This is a genomic window from Streptomyces sp. NPDC050759 (assembly GCF_044456945.1).
In the GTDB taxonomy this organism is placed as follows: domain Bacteria; phylum Actinomycetota; class Actinomycetes; order Streptomycetales; family Streptomycetaceae; genus Streptomyces.
Genome location: NZ_JBITGI010000013.1, coordinates 88,520 through 103,514 on the forward strand (window position 1 = coordinate 88,520; position 14,995 = coordinate 103,514).

General features: G+C 67.8%; 11 protein-coding genes and 1 pseudogene. 6 read left to right on the plus strand and 6 right to left on the minus strand.

Features of this window, described 5'->3' with window-relative positions; genetic code table 11:
• Positions 1 to 14: 14 nt before the first annotated feature.
• The 3 genes from ACIBJB_RS32410 to ACIBJB_RS32420 all read left to right on the plus strand — a co-directional run bounded on the left by ACIBJB_RS32410 (position 15) and on the right by ACIBJB_RS32420 (position 4,456).
• Positions 15 to 1,751: an IlvD/Edd family dehydratase gene (locus ACIBJB_RS32410; protein ID WP_398935848.1), complete on the plus strand. Its 1,737-nt coding sequence runs from the start codon at positions 15 to 17 to the stop codon at positions 1,749 to 1,751.
• Positions 1,752 to 1,798: 47 nt separating this feature from the next.
• Positions 1,799 to 2,986: a fumarylacetoacetate hydrolase family protein gene (locus ACIBJB_RS32415; protein WP_398935850.1), complete on the plus strand. Its 1,188-nt coding sequence runs from the start codon at positions 1,799 to 1,801 to the stop codon at positions 2,984 to 2,986.
• A gap of 261 nt (positions 2,987 to 3,247) precedes the next feature.
• The gene (locus ACIBJB_RS32420) at positions 3,248 to 4,456 is read left to right on the plus strand and encodes an RNA-guided endonuclease InsQ/TnpB family protein (RefSeq protein WP_398935852.1); all 1,209 of its coding nucleotides are present in this window, start codon (positions 3,248 to 3,250) and stop codon (positions 4,454 to 4,456) included.
• Between the two features lie 13 nt (positions 4,457 to 4,469).
• On the opposite strand, the gene ACIBJB_RS32425 is transcribed toward ACIBJB_RS32420, so the two are convergent.
• The 4 genes from ACIBJB_RS32425 to ACIBJB_RS32440 form a co-directional block, all read right to left on the minus strand.
• A complete protein-coding gene (locus ACIBJB_RS32425; protein WP_398935854.1) occupies positions 4,470 to 6,851 on the minus strand; it encodes a glycoside hydrolase family 3 N-terminal domain-containing protein in 2,382 nt (793 codons plus the stop codon).
• Between the two features lie 117 nt (positions 6,852 to 6,968).
• On the minus strand, positions 6,969 to 7,865 hold the full coding sequence (locus ACIBJB_RS32430) for a carbohydrate ABC transporter permease (protein ID WP_398935856.1): 897 nt from the start codon (positions 7,863 to 7,865) through the stop codon (positions 6,969 to 6,971).
• A 1-nt stretch (position 7,866) separates the two neighbouring features.
• The gene (locus ACIBJB_RS32435; protein ID WP_398935858.1) at positions 7,867 to 8,769 is read right to left on the minus strand and encodes a carbohydrate ABC transporter permease; all 903 of its coding nucleotides are present in this window, start codon (positions 8,767 to 8,769) and stop codon (positions 7,867 to 7,869) included.
• Positions 8,766 to 10,073, minus strand: coding sequence for an extracellular solute-binding protein (locus tag ACIBJB_RS32440; RefSeq protein ID WP_398935860.1), 1,308 nt, complete (start codon positions 10,071 to 10,073; stop codon positions 8,766 to 8,768). The genes ACIBJB_RS32435 and ACIBJB_RS32440 overlap by 4 nt, the downstream gene beginning before the upstream one ends.
• A gap of 476 nt (positions 10,074 to 10,549) precedes the next feature.
• Between ACIBJB_RS32440 and ACIBJB_RS32445 the strand changes: the two genes are divergently transcribed.
• Positions 10,550 to 11,572, plus strand: a complete 1,023-nt coding sequence (locus tag ACIBJB_RS32445; RefSeq protein ID WP_398935862.1) for a LacI family DNA-binding transcriptional regulator — start codon at positions 10,550 to 10,552, stop codon at positions 11,570 to 11,572.
• A gap of 80 nt (positions 11,573 to 11,652) precedes the next feature.
• Here the strand turns inward: ACIBJB_RS32445 and ACIBJB_RS32450 are convergent, their stop codons facing one another.
• Positions 11,653 to 11,838 (minus strand): hypothetical protein, encoded by a 186-nt coding sequence (locus ACIBJB_RS32450; RefSeq protein ID WP_398935864.1) that lies wholly within the window; start codon positions 11,836 to 11,838, stop codon positions 11,653 to 11,655.
• A 153-nt stretch (positions 11,839 to 11,991) separates the two neighbouring features.
• On the opposite strand from ACIBJB_RS32450, the pseudogene ACIBJB_RS32455 reads away from it, so the two are divergent.
• Both ACIBJB_RS32455 and ACIBJB_RS32460 read left to right on the plus strand, forming a co-directional pair.
• A pseudogene (locus ACIBJB_RS32455) lies at positions 11,992 to 12,665 on the plus strand (hypothetical protein).
• A 448-nt stretch (positions 12,666 to 13,113) separates the two neighbouring features.
• Positions 13,114 to 13,359 (plus strand): hypothetical protein, encoded by a 246-nt coding sequence (locus ACIBJB_RS32460; protein WP_398935865.1) that lies wholly within the window; start codon positions 13,114 to 13,116, stop codon positions 13,357 to 13,359.
• 833 nt (positions 13,360 to 14,192) lie between these two features.
• On the opposite strand, the gene ACIBJB_RS32465 is transcribed toward ACIBJB_RS32460, so the two are convergent.
• The gene (locus ACIBJB_RS32465) at positions 14,193 to 14,948 is read right to left on the minus strand and encodes a class I SAM-dependent methyltransferase (RefSeq protein ID WP_398935867.1); all 756 of its coding nucleotides are present in this window, start codon (positions 14,946 to 14,948) and stop codon (positions 14,193 to 14,195) included.
• Positions 14,949 to 14,995: the final 47 nt, after the last annotated feature.

Consider the following 14,995-nt stretch of genomic DNA (forward strand, 5'->3'; position numbering starts at 1 on the left):
ACGGGAGTGCCCACATGACCGACGGTCAGAACAAGAGCCGACGCAGCCAGGCATGGTTCGGCGCGCAGGGGCGCAGCGGGATGGTGTACCGCTCCTGGATGCGCAACCAGGGGTTCGGGCACGAGGTGTTCGACGGGCGTCCCGTCATCGGCATCGCGACCAGCGCCTCCGAACTCGCCCCGTGCAACGCCCATCTGACGCGCGTGGCCGAAGCCGTCAAGCGTGGCGTGTGGCAGTCGGGCGGCCTGCCGCTCCAGTTCCCCACCATGGCCACCGGCGAGACCTTGATGCGCCCCACCGCCATGCTGTACCGCAACCTCATGGCCATGGAGGTCGAGGAGCTGATCCGGGCCAATCCGCTCGACGGTGTCGTGCTGCTGTCCGGCTGCGACAAGACGACCCCCGCCATGCTCATGGGGGCCGCCAGCGTCGATCTTCCCGCGGTCATGGTCACCGGCGGGCCGATGCTCAACGGCAAGTACCGGGGCCAGGACGTGGGCTCGGGCACCCACGTGTGGAAGTTCGAGGAAGACTTGAAGACCGGCCGGATGAGCGAGGAGGAGTGCTTCTTCGCGGAAGGATGCATGGCCCGGTCCAACGGCCACTGCATGACGATGGGGACCGCCTCGACGATGGCCTGCATGGCCGAGGCGCTCGGTATGCAGTTGCCGGGCTCGGCGGCCTGGCCCGCGGTCGACTCTCGGCGGATGGAGACCGCCCAGGCGGCGGGTCAGCGCATCGTGCGGATGGTGGAGGAAGAGCTGCGTCCCTCGCAGATCATGACGCGGGAGGCGTTCGAGAACGCCATCCGGGTCAACGCGGCCATCGGCGGCTCCACGAACGCGATCATCCATCTCACCGCCATCGCCGGACGCGTCGGCGTCGAATTGAGCCTGCAGGACTTCGACGACCTCATCCACGCGGTGCCGACCCTGGTGAACCTGATGCCCAGCGGCAAGTACCTCATGGAGGACTTCTGCTACGCGGGCGGGCTGCCCGCCGTCGTGGCCGAACTGCTCCGCGGCAAGTTGCTGCACGGCGACCAGATCACGGTCACCGGACGCAGTATCGCCGAGAACACCGAGAACGCCGAGTGCTACGACTCCGACGTCATCACAAGCCTCGACGCCCCCTTCCAGCCGGCCGGCACGGGTACCGCCGTCCTCCACGGCAACCTGTGCCCCGACGGCGCCGTGATCAAGCAGTCAGCCGCGTCGCCGCAGCTGCTCACCCATCGCGGCCCCGCCCGTGTCTTCGACTCCCCCGAGGCCTACCACGAGGTGGCCGACGACCCGGAACTCGACATCGACGAGAACACCGTCATCGTCATCCGCAACGCCGGCCCCAAGGGCTACCCCGGCATGCCCGAGGTCTCCAACGTCCCGCTGCCCGCCAAGCTGCTTAAGGCCGGTATCAAGGACATGGTGCGCGTCTGCGACGGCCGGATGAGCGGCACCGGGTACGGCACCGTGGTGCTGCACGTGGCGCCCGAGGCCGCCGTCGGCGGCCCTCTCGCCCTGGTGCGCGACGGAGACCCCGTCGTCCTCGACGTCCCCAACCGCACCTTGCGCCTGGACGTGGACGACGCCGAGCTCACCCGGCGCCGCAAGGCATGGCGGGCTCCCGCCGAACGGCACAGCAGCGGCTATGCCTGGCTCTACACCCAGAACGTGCAACAGGCCGACCAGGGGGCCGACTTCGGTTTCCTGCGCGGAAGCCGCGGACACGAGGTCCCCCGCGACTCCCACTGAGCCCGCGCCAGGCGACCGCACCCCTCCAATCCGGGAGAACATCGATCGTGGAATCGGCAGCAGCGCGCCCTCGTCCGGTCCTCACCGCCGGCTCCGTCCTGCCGCAGGACGCCGCCCGAGCCGCACTCGTCGCACGCGTCCACCACCCGCAATGGGACGGACCGTGTGTGGCCGCCGTCCGCGGCGATCAGGTCGTCGACCTCACGGCCATCGCGCCCACCGTCTCCGACCTGATGGAACGCGACGACGCGGCGACGGTCGTCCGCGAGGCCGACGGCGGACACGCCTGGTACCTGGACGACCTGCTCAAGGCGCCGAACGGTCGCCGTGACGTTCCGCATCTGCTCGCTCCCATCGACCTTCAGGTGATCAAGGCCGCGGGTGTCACCTTCGCCCGGAGTCTGGTGGAACGCGTCATCGAGGAGCGCACGGGCGGCGATCCGGCGCAGGCCGCACGGGTCCGGGCCCGCGTGAAGCAGGTGGTGGGCAGCGCGCTGGACGGCATCCGTCCCGGATCGCCCGAGGCGGACAAGACCAAGGAACTGCTCGTCTCCGAAGGACTGTGGTCGCAGTACCTGGAGGTCGGCATCGGGCCGGACCCGGAGGTGTTCACCAAGGCACCGGTCCTGTCCGCGGTCGGCACCGGTACCGACATCGGAGTACTCGGCGACTCGGTGTGGAACAACCCCGAGCCCGAGGTCGTCCTCGTCGTGGACTCGCGCGGCCGGATACGAGGCGCGACGCTCGGCAACGACGTCAACCTCCGCGACATCGAGGGACGCAGCGCCCTCCTGCTGTCCCGAGCGAAGGACAACAACGCCTCATGCGCGATCGGCCCGTTCGTCCGCCTGCTCGACGACGACTTCGACCTCGACACCGTCCGCGGGCTCGACATCGATCTGCGGGTCGACGGCACGGACGGCTACGTACTGCACGGCAGCAGCTCCATGCGCGAGATCAGCCGCGACGTACTGGACCTGGTGGCCGCAACGCACGGTCCGCACCACCAATACCCGGACGGCTTCGTGCTGTTCACCGGAACGCTGTTCGCTCCTACCGAGGACCGACAGGCACCCGGCGCCGGCTTCACCCACGAGTACGGTGACACCGTGCGGATCTCCAGCCCGCGGCTCGGTGCCCTGGTCAACACCGTCACCACCAGCGAGCAGGCCACGCCCTGGACGTTCGGAGTACGAGCTCTGATGCGCAGCCTCGCCCAGCGCGGCGTGCTGTGAGACGACCACTCGCCTTGCCCCGCGGTCCCGTGTGAGCAGCGCCGCCGCAGACATGCGCTGCGCACTCCCGGCTCATCGGTGTTCTCCTTCGTGGATACCCCGGCCTTCAGGCCGGGGTGGGGGTACCTCCCGCTTGCGGGGGAGAAGCGAAGCTTCTGCGGAGCAGGGCAGGGGAAGTCGGTTCGCCGCCAGGGCGGACCGGCGTGCGCCGTCCACCGGCCGACACCCGCTGCCCGCACGGAAGTTGATAGAGTGTGAGACGTGAAGCGGCAGGTCAAGCGGGCGTTCAAGTACCGCTTTTACCCCACCGGCGTGCAGGCGGCTGAGCTGTCGCGCACGTTCGGCTGCGTCCGCCTCGTCTACAACAAGGCGCTGGAGGAGCGCACCCGGGCCTGGTACGGCGAGCAACACGGCATCTCCTATGTGCAGTCCTCCGCCGCGCTGACGCAGTGGAAGAAGACCGAGGAGCTGGCTTTCCTGACGGAGGTGTCCTCGGTTCCGCTGCAGCAGGCGCTGCGCCATCTGCAGACGGCGTTCGGGAACTTCTTCGCCAAGCGTGCGAAGTACCCGCGCTACAAGTCCCGCAAGAAGTCCCGCGCGTCGGCCGAGTACACCCGCAGCGCCTTCACCTGGCGCGACGGACAGCTGACTTTGGCGAAGATGACGCAGCCCTTGGACATCCACTGGTCGCGCCCCCTGCCCGAGGGGACGGAGCCGACCACGGTGACGGTGTCCCGTGACGCGGCGGGACGCTGGTTCGTGTCCGTGCGGTGCGAGGACACCATCGCCCCGGCCCCCGCCACCACGGCGGCGATCGGCCTGGACGCCGGGATCACCTCCCTGGTGACCCTGTCCACCGGGGAAAAGGTCACCAACCCGAAGCATGAGAAGCGGGACCGTGCCCGCCTGGCACGCGCGCAGCGTGAGCTGTCGCGCAAGGCCAAGGGCTCGGCGAACCGGGAGAAAGCCCGCCGCAGGGTGGCTCGCGTGCATGCGCGGATCGCCGACCGGCGCCGCGACGTCCTGCACAAGCTGTCGACTCGTCTCGTCCGCGAGAATCAAACGGTCGTGATCGAGGACCTGAGTGTCCGCAACCTGCTGAAGAACGGCAGGATCGCACGCGCCCTCAGTGATGCGGCCTGGGCGGATCTGCGCTCCATGCTGGAGTACAAGTGCGCCTGGTACGGGCGCGAGCTCGTCGTGATCGACCGCTTCTTCCCCAGCAGCAAGCTGTGCGGGAACTGCGGGACGGTCGCGGCGAAGATGCCGCTGAACGTCCGCGAATGGGCGTGCGTCTGCGGTGCGGTGCATGACCGCGACATCAACGCGGCGTGTAACATCCTGGCCGCCGGGCTGGCGGCGTCTGCCTGTGGAGACGGTGTAAGACCTCAACGGGAGTCCTCCCGGACGGGGCAGTCGTCGGTGAAGCAGGAACCCCAGCGGGCGACCGCTGGAATCCCCCGCCCTTAGCCGGGGGAAGAAGTCAAGACTGGGCAACCGGCTCCTGCCGGAACGTGGCGTGCAAGCGCCGCGTGTGATCCACATGGCGCTCGGCTCCGGTCAACGTGATCCTGGCCGTCAGGAGCGGATCCGCGCTCGATGCGGCCAACCGCACCTCCAGCTCACCCGGTTCGACGACTCGCCGACCATCGCGTCCGGTGAAGGAGGCGAGGTCGGCCGGGACCGTGACACGGACACGCCGGGCCTCGCCCCGCTCCAGTTCGACCCGGGTGTAGCCGACGAGGCGCTGCACCGGCTGGACGACGGAGGCGACCGGGTCGTGCAGGTAGAGCTGAACGACCTCGGTTCCGGCCCGCGCGCCTGAGTTGCGGAGCGTGAAGGAGAGAGTGAATTCGCCGTCCGTCAACGCCTCCTGGACGTCCAGGCTCAGGTCTGTCCAGTCGAACCGTGTGTAGGACAGGCCGTGGCCGAAGGCGAACGCTGGGGTCGGGTCGATGTTGGACACTTCGCTGGCGTGCGCGAGACGCGCCCCGAGGTAGGTCGCCGGCTGGGAGCCCGGCCTGCGCGGCACGCTGACCGGGAGACGTCCGGAGGGATTGGTGCGACCGCTGAGCACCCCGGCGATCGCGTGCGTGCCCTCCTCGCCCGGGAAGAAGGACTGCACGATGGCAGCGGACTCCTCCGCGGCGCGGCCGAGGGCGTATGGCCGTCCCGCGAGCAGCACGGTGACCACGGGTGTCTGCTGGTCCAGCAGGGTGTCGAGCAGGTGCTGCTGCGCGCCGGGCAGCGCCAGTGTGCCGACGTCGCATCCCTCGCCGCTGGTGCCTCGCCCGAAGAGCCCGGCGCGGTCGCCGAGCACCACCACGGCGACGTCGGCCTCGCGTGCCGTCTGGGCGGCCTCGCGGATGCCGGTGAGATCTCCGTCGTCGATTCCGCTGCCGCGGGCCACCGTGAGTTCAGAGTCGGGGAACTCGGCGGACAGCGTGTCGCGCAGCGTGGGCAACTCGATGCCGAGAGGGGTTTCGGGGTGGCGGACGCCGATGTGCTGAGGGAAGGAATAACAGCCCAGTACTGCGGTGGGCTCGTCGGCGTTGGGACCGATCAGCGCGATGCGGCGCGGCCTGTCCAGCGGAAGGACGCCGTCGTTGCTCAGCAGCACGACCGCTTCCTCGGCGACCGACCGGGCCAGCGCGCGGTTTGCCGGACCGTCCAAGGCGATCCGCCCACGCAGGGCGGCCGGATCGTCCAGGTCGGCCCCGTCGAGCGCGGCCGGAACGGGGTTCCAGTCAGGGTCGAGCAGGCCGAGCATCGCCTTCTGGGTGAGGACCCGGCGCAGGGCACGATCGACCAGCGCTTCCGGTACGCGGCCGTCTGCGACGGCCACCGCCAGGGGTGCGCCGTAGGTCTTGACGTTGGGCAGTTCGACGTCGATGCCCGCGTGCAGCGCCGTGCCTGCAGCGTCGGTCCAGTCGGCTGCGATGCCGTGAAGGGTTTTCAGGAAGGCGATGGCGAAGTAGTCGGCGACGACCGTGCCGTCGAAACCCCACGTGTCGCGCAGGAGGCGGGTGAGCAGGTCCTCGTCGGCTGCGGAGGGCATGCCGTCGGTGTCGGTGTAGGCGTTCATCACCGACCGGGCACCACCTTCACGGATCGCCATCTCGAAGGGAGGCAGCAGAACGTCGGCGCGCTCTCGCGGGCCCACGGACGAGGGGGCGAGGTTACGACCGGCGCGGGAGGCCGAGTAGCCGACGAAGTGCTTCAGGGTGGCGACGATCCCGGCGGATTGAAGGCCCTGCACATATGCCGTTCCGATGGTGCCGACGAGGTACGGGTCCTCGCCGATGGTCTCCTCGACGCGGCCCCAGCGCGCGTCGCGCACGACGTCCAGGACGGGCGCGAGCCCCTGGTGGACGCCGAGAGCGCGCATGTCCCGGCCGATGGCGGCGGCCAAGCGCCGCACCATGTCCGGGTCGAAGGTGGCGCCCCAGGACAGCGGAACGGGGTAGGCCGTCGCTCCCCAGGCGGCAAAGCCTGCCAGGCATTCGTCATGCGCGAGAGCGGGGATCCCGAACCGGTTCGTGGCGGCGACACGGGTCTGGGTACGGGCCAGGGAGAGCGCGCCCAGGGCGGGGTCGACGGGGACGGTGCCGAAGGGCCGGGTCAGCTGACCGAGCCCGGTGGGCAGCAGTGCGTCGAGATCGACGGCTTCCTCCATGTCGTGCTGATGCGGGGCTACCTCACCTCCCTGATCGGAGGCGCCCACCCACACTCCGTACAGCTGGGCGGTCTTCTCCTGCAGGGTCATCGCGTCGATCAGAGCATCCACTCTCGCGGTGACGGGAAGGGTGGGGTCGTTCCAGAGGGGGATGACGCGGGTGTTCTCTACGGCCACGTTGGCGTTCACTTTCCTCCGACGCCCGTCAGATCCTGGGTCAGGGCGTGACAGGCGAACAGGTATGCATGTCATGCCGCCCGAGCCACAGGCCGACAGCGTCGCTTCCGGCGTCGAAGTCGGCGTCGATCAACGGCTGAATCCGGCGGTCAGACCGCTCAGCAGCTGGCGGCGGCCGAACGCGTACAGGACCAGGACGGGCAGTGTGGTGAGGACGACGGCGGCGAGAACGGCAGGCACATTGACTCCGTACTGGCCCTGGAAGGTCCACAGTGCGAGCGGCAGAGTCCGGCGCTCAGGGCTCTGAGTGAGGATCAGTGGCAGCAGGAATCCGTTCCAGATGGTCAGAGCGTTGAAGATGGTCACGGTGAGGATCGCCGGTCGGGTGAGTGGCGCCGCCAGCCGCCACAGGGTCGTCCATTCGGTGGCGCCGTCGACCCGCATCGAGTCGAACAGTTCTTTGGGCACGTCGCGGATGAAGTTGGTGAGCACCAGCACGGACAGCGGGATGGCGAAGGCGATCGACGGCAGGATCAGCGCCAGCAGACTGTCGTACAGGTGCAGTTTGATGATGATCAGATAGACAGGGATCACCGTCGCCTGCAGCGGGATGGCCAGGCCCATCAGGAACAGCCCGTTCATCGCGCGCAGGATACGCATGCGCCAGCCGCGAACGATCGCGTAGGCGGCCATGAAGGAGAACACGACCGCCGGCACCACGGCGCCGGCGGTGGCCAGGACGCTGTTCACGAAGTAGCGAAGGAAGTCGGACTCGATGACCAGCCGGTAGTTGTCCAGTGTCGGGTCGGCCGAAGGCACCAGCGGGTTGCTCGCGTAGTAGCGGCTCTGCACCTTGAGGCTGGTGATGAGGGTCCAGTACAGGGGTACGGCGACGACGGCGAGCCAGAGCCATCCGGCCAGGCCGCCGGCCCAGTTGCGTCGGCCGGCCGCGCGACGGAAGCTGCGTTGCCGCTCGCCGTGGGTGGCGTTCTGCGGTCGCCGCGGCTCGGTCAGCGTGGTGGTCACCTCAGACCCCCTCGAGTTGGCTCGCGCCGGCGTCCCGGCCCCCGAGCCGGCGCAGCAGCAGGGCGAGGGCCAGGCCCACCAGGACCAGGATGACCGCGATGGCGCTGGCCGGTCCCATCAGGCTGGCCTGGAATCCCCGCTTGTACATGTCCAGTGCGAGGACCCGGGTGGCGTCGCCGGGGCCGCCCTCGGTCAGGATGAAGATGAGGTCGAAGAAGGTCAGCGACCCGACCACCATCAGCGTGGACGACGTGATGATGGTGTACTTCAGCTGAGGCAGCGTGATGCTGAAGAACTGCCGGATCCGTCCTGCTCCGTCCAACTGCGCGGCCTCGTACAGGGACTTCGGGATCTGCTGGACACCGCCCTGATAGATCAGTGAGTGGAACGGGATGAACTGCCAGGAGACGACGAAGACGACGACCCCGAACGCGAGCCCGGGCCGCCCCAGCCAGTCCTGGCTGAGCACCTGGATCTTCAGCCCGGCGCCGAGCCCGAAGTTGGGATCCAGCAGGGCTTTGTACGCGATCGCGATCGCCGCGGAGCTGAGCATCAGCGGGATGAAGTAGACCACGCCCAGCACCGCCCGATAGCGCTGGCGGCCCGCCAGGAACGTGCCGAGCAGGATACTCAGCGGCGTCTGGACGGCCCAGGACGCGGCCATCACCAGGAACGTCACCCAAAGGGCTTTCGGCAGCCCGGGGTTGGTGAGCACCGCGCGCCAACTGGTCAGCCCCGACGCGCGGATGGCGCCGATCCCGTCCCACGTGGTGAAGCTCAGCGCGAAGACACCGACGAGCGGGATCACGGCGAAGCCGACGAAGACCAGCAGCGCCGGCGCGGCCAGCCACGGCAGGATGCTGCGCGGTTCGCGACGCGTCGGACGGGCGGTGAGTGCACTCATTTGCCGGTGACCGCGTTGAGGTTGCTGGCGAACTGCTGGGGCGAGATGGACAGTTGGAACAGCTTGACGATGTTGTCCAGCAGGGTCTCGGCGGCCGTCGGACTGAGCGCTTGATCCCAGGACTGGCCGAATACCTTGGCCTTGCTGGCGATGTCGTAGGTGAACTGCAGGAAGTCGGCGCTCTTGGACGCGGCCAGCAGCTTCTCCGTGCCCAGCCGGATCGGAACCGAGCCGGTGTCGATCCACTGCTTCACCTCCGCGTCCTGGAGGACGCCGGTGGCGAAGAAGTCCTTGGCGATCTTCTTCTGCTCGGCACTGGCCTTCGAGGAGATGGACAGGTACTGCGCGGGGTTGCCGACGGTGTCGCTCGGATCGCCCTTGCCGCCTTCAACGGGCGGGAAGGTCATGTAGCCCAGGGCGCCGCTGGAGACGAAGTCCCCACCATCGGCCTTCTGAATGCCGTACGACCAGGCGCCGTGCAGCATCATCGCCGCCCTGCCGGTGTACAGCAGCGCCTGGTCGGCGTTGGAGTCCGCGGTGATCGAGGAGAATCCCTTGACGAACCCGTGGGCCTTGACCAACTCCTGCACCTTGGTCAGTGCGGTGATGGCGTCCGGGTTGGACCAGGCGTTCTTCTCCCCTTCGATGATGGCCTGGAACACCTCGGGGCCGCCGATGCGGTCGAACAGGAACTCCAGCCACATCATGTTCGTCCACCGGGACTGGCCGCCGAGGGAGAACGGCGCTATGCCCTTCGCGTTGAACTTGGGCACCAGCGCCATGATGTCGTCCCAGGATGTCGGCGGTTTCGCGCCGACCTGCTCGAAGACCTTCTTGTTGTAGTAGAGGATGATCGGCTGCACGGCCTCGCACGGCATTGCGTAGATCTTGCCGTTGACGGTCGCCGCACCGAACGAGGACGGGAACAGCCTGTTCTTGACGTCCGAGTGCTCGGCGAACCACGAGGTCAGGTCCTCGACCTGGCCCGCTTCCACGTAGGTGCGCAGCGTCCCGCCGCCCCAGCCCCAGATGATGCTGGGCGCCCGCCCGGCACCGATGGCGGTCTTGATCTTCGTCTTGTACGCGTCGTTCTGGAAGGTGGTGTCCTTGATCTGCTCATCGGGATGGGCCTTGTTGAACGCGGCCACCGCGCCGGCCCTGACACCTTCCTGTGGCTGGCCGTTGAGGTACCAGTACGTGGCACCGCCGCCCTTGCCGGGACCGGACGAGCCGCAGGCCGCCAGCGCCGCGGAGACCGGCACGCCGGCGGCCAGGCCGAGGAGGGTACGTCGGGAGAGCGCCATGTCTTTTCTCCGCACTCGAGAGCCTTCGGCTTCTCGTGAGTCACATCGAAAGGTTTTCGAAATGGTCTTCCTCAAGCTCTGTTCTGCAAATTAGTTTTCGAACTGACGCCCTGTCAAGGCATCTGCACAGGCGTTGTTGCGCAGTCCTCATCTGGGTACTGTCGGATCAAAACGGTCCTCACGGACTCGCCAGAGGACCGAAAGGTTTTCGACGTGGTCAGGATGAGAGCAGAGGCAGTTTCGATGATTGCGGATGGACGCACCGTCGGTACACGTCATGCGACGCCGAGAAGACCGGACGTGGCGCGCATGCCCATCGGTCTGCCTTCACTCAACCCGATCACCCCCGGATCGTCGGACGCGTCCAGGGCGCGGGACTCATCAGCACCTCCCCCGACGGGCTCGGTACCGGGTTGCCGTACGGTTGACCGTCCGGCGGCTCCTCACACAGGTGGACGTACAACGGGGAGGCACTGATGCCACGGAACACCAGACGCACCACTTTGGCGGACGTCGCCCAAGCGGCTGGGGTCTCCGTCGCGACCGTATCCAAAGTGGTCAACGACCGCGGTGACGTGGCGCCGCAGACCCGCGCCCGGGTACAGGAACTCCTGCATCAGCACCACTACCTCGCGCCCGTGTTCCGGCACACAGAATCCGCCGAAAGCCCGGCCATCGAGGTGCAGTTCCAGGGCGGCCTCAAGTCGTACGTGGCCGAGACGCTGGAAGGCATCATCGACTCAGCCGCCGAGTTGGGGGCCTCGGTGGTGATCAGCAAGGCATCGCATGCCCCACACTGGGCCCGGGACCTGGTCTCAGCGGGGCGCCGCGCCGTTATCGCGATCACCAGCGTGTACACCGCAACGCACCTGAACGAACTGGCCCGGGCCGAGCTACCGCTGGTCGTGCTGGACCCACTGCACCTGCCGGACAGCCGGGTCAACAGCGTCGGGGCCACCAATTTCGCCGGCGGTCTCACCGCGACCCAGCACCTGCTTTCCCTCGGCCACCGCCGCGTCGCGTATCTCGGCGGACCCCCGATGGCCGTATGCAACCAAGCACGCATGCATGGCTACCGCGCAGCCATGGAAGCGGCTGGAGCACCGGTACTCGACGCCTACGTCCGGCCCGGAGAATTCACGTACGAAACCGGCTTGCGCGGTGCCATGGCACTGCTGGACCTGAAAGAGCCACCAACGGCGATCTTCGCAGGCAACGACGAGATCGCCCTCGGTGCCATCGAGACCGCCCGCGCCCGGGGCCTGCGCATCCCCGAAGACCTCAGCGTGGTCGGCTTCGACGACACAAGCCTGGCTCAGATGGCCTCTCCACCACTGACCACCGTGCGCCAGCCGCTACGGAAGATGGGCGGTGCCGCCCTGCGCACCGCCCTGCGCCTGGCCAACGGCGAAAAGGTCGAGTCCCACCACATCGAACTCGCCACAGAACTCGTGGTACGCGCCTCCACAGCACCGCCCCGGAAAGAGAATTCGGCATAACCCAGAGTGATCGGCTGGGCCAGCCGGTAGTCCGCCATTCCTGCCGCTCCTCGGCCTCGCAGCGCACGCCGAGCGGAGGTTCACCGCCAGTCGTCGCCCATCCAGCCGGAGCGCAGGGTGGTGACGGCGTCCGGCTGGTACTTGCGCACCAGGCCGGTCAGGCCGAGGGGCTTGCCGGTGGGAGGGTGGGTGTCGCAGCCGCCCCACGTGCGCCAACCACACAGCGCTCTCCTCAACGCGTGCGGCCAGCTCAAGCGCCTGCGCATGACTGAGGTCCGCCCGATAAGCGAGGTCTGCGGCGATGCCGACGTCCGCGACCGCGGTCAGCCGGTCGACCAGCGCGGACGGCAGGGCCGCATTGGCAGCGAGCCCGCACAGGACAGGGTTCACAGGGGGCATCCTGCCTGGCACGTGACCGAATGGCTCCTGGATTTCGACCTCGACGAGTTGTTGGCGGCACCTGGGCACGAACGTTTCTCGTGGGGATTGCCCTGGTATGGGGGCTGCTGCCGGCCGCGCTGGCGGTCGCGGCCGGTGTCGCCGCAGCCGTCGTCCCGGCCGCCGCCGCCACGCCGGCCTCCGACACACCCCGGTTCCTGGAGCCGGCCGACCTGCCGCCCCACCCGTCCTCGCCGTGGTACGCCGGAGCGGTCACCGCCGGCCAGCCCGACCCGCTGCCGATGTGCGTGGGCGACGCGCTGCCGTCCACCACCTGGCACCGCGAGTACGGGACGGAGTACGACACGAACGCCCAGCAGCTCACGGTCGAAGGGCGCAGCGAACAGTGGGCGAAGGACTTCGCGGCGCTGCTGCGCAAGGACCTGGACGGCTGCGCGAAGAAGCTCATGCAGCAGGACCCGGACATCACGGCGACGCAGAAGTACTACGGCCGGCTGAACGTCGAGGAGGGCGCCGACGTCTACGGCATCCACACAGCCTCCGCCCGGGCTCCTCCGACATCGGCCTCTTCTCGGTCGGCCGCGACGGCGCCACCGTGACAGTCGTCCGGTGGGGCCAGATGGGCACCTTCCAAAACGCCCAGGTGGCCGACTTCAAGGCCACGACCGTCACAGCGGTGAACAAGCTGTACTGACCTTGTCGCGCACCACCACGGCGCCCCCCTCTCCCCGGGAGGGCTTCGTCGTCGCTCCCGGCCAGGGCCCATGCAAGTACTGCGCTGCAATCACGAGACCACCCCAGCACTGCCACCACGATGACGACCACCCACCGAGCAACAGGACCAGAAGCAGCGCAACCGCCAGCCGAAGCGCGGCATCTTTCGCAACGCGGGGACCGCTGGTGTCACCGCTCTCCCCCTCCTTGGAGAAGTACGGCCCCAAGGTCGCGGTATGGGTCGAGAAATCGCCGGCAAGACGGTCGGCAAATGGGTTCTGAAGGCCCTGCCGTACGTCGAGAGTTGGGTGCACAGCAAAATCAAGAGATAACCACCGCGCACCCCTGAACTGACCGATACCAGGGGGCGGACCACCGGCCCGCCCCCTGGTCCTGCCGCGAGTACCGCTCATCCGACTGAGGGCCCCTTGCTGAAGCTGATCTGTTCCATCGCCTTCGCTGTACTCCTGCTCTGCGCCTACGCCGCCGTCCGCGGCGCCCTACGCCGCCGCCACGCCCCGGCAGCCGCCGCTGCCTCCGAGGAGGCCGTCCTGTCCCTGCTGCGTTCCCGCCGCCGGGTGGCCGCGGTAAGCCGGGCAAAAGAACTCACCGACGGTGACACCGAAGCCGCACTCGCCCTCGTCGAACGGCTGGAGACTGACGCCGGCCGATGACCCGGTCCACGGGCAGCTACCGGGGACCAAGGGCGAGAGGGGGACCGGCCCGTCGGCAGTCCGCCGGAGCCGACGAAGAGTGATGCGAGGCGGCCCCCTCTGCGGAGCCGTCGCACCTTCACCGCGGCCTGAATCAAGGTTCGCGCGTCACCCGGGCTGAGCGGATACGAACTGCTCGGCTGGCTCGGACAGGGCGGGATGGGCCAGGTGTACCTGGGCGAGCCGCCCGGCGGGGACCCGGCCGCCGTGAGGGTGATCAAGCAGTCCGTGGTCGACTCCGAGACGCGGATGGTTCTGTCGGTAGTTGGTGGTGACGTCAGTTGTTCGTGAAAGCTGACGGCACCAGGTGATGGCCCAGAAAGGCGTTCGCGAATTCTGACGTCACCATCGGGGTTGCGGTGTCAAGCTGGATGTTCTCAGTAAAGAAGCATCCCCGATGCCGCCTGGCCAGTCGAAGGTCGAGTTGTACGCCGCGCTGGGCGCGACTCCCGCGATGGCATGTCGAACCGGGCGTTGCAGTGCAAGTACGGCGGCACCGGGAGCACGGTCAACAAGGCCCTGACCTCGGCTTGGCCGCAGCCACGCACGACAACCGCTTCGGCGCGGCCGCGAAGCTGGACCCGTTCACGCTGCTGATCGACGAGAATCCTGCTCATTGATCTGGACGCGACCAGGAAACAGCGCCACACCGTCACCCCGGATCTACCGCCGTCTGATCGACGAGCACTCCTCGTCCGAGGCGTTGCGTTGACCACTTGAACCCGCACCGATGAGAGGGCGCAAGAGTCCTGCGAGCAACCGCGCGGTCCGGCCAGGGACCGAGAGTCCGGTGTTTATACCTTGCTCGCGACCACCATGTAGTTCTCGGCCTCAAGATCGAACGTGCTCAGTTCCGTTTGGAGTCCGACCCGGTGCAGCTCGACTTCGAGTTCCTCGTACCGGTAGGGCCAGCAGGACAGCAGTTCCGAGCGGACAAGAACCAACCCGGTCGCATCAACTTGCGCGATCGCAATCTCGATGTGGTGCTCCTCCTCCCAATGCGGCGCAATCTCCCAGCGGTAGACCACGACGGCATCGCGACCGTTCCGGCGGACGAGTCGGTCACTGATCTCCAGCCGGGAACCTCTGGCCCTCACGAGTTCCCAAGTGCGGGATGTGAGTACCAAGCGCCCGCCGGGGCGCAGAAGCCGCGACATCGACTCCAGAGCAGCACCCCTGCCTGTCGCGCCCGCGGCATGGTGAAGCGAGTTGCCAACGCAGAAAACCATGTCGAACGTGTTGTCCTGGAAATGGTCGGGCAACTCTTCCCAGTTCGCCCGTACGGTCCGGACGGATGCCCCGAACTCCTCGGACAACTCTGCAGTCCGACGAACCATCGCCTCGCTGGCGTCAGTTGCGACAACCTGCATGCCACGACCGGCGAGGCCAACCGCCAACTGTCCGGTTCCGCACGAACAGTCGATGACGTGAGCGTTCGACGGCAGGAGATTGAGGACGTCGTCGAATGACGCAGCAAACTCAGCTGGAGGTAACTTTGCATCCGAGATGAGCCATTCGTACACCTCGGCAAGCACGTCATAGCCTGTCACAACCACTACCTCCGTCACGCGGCAGACTCACGGTAGGACGCCAGTCC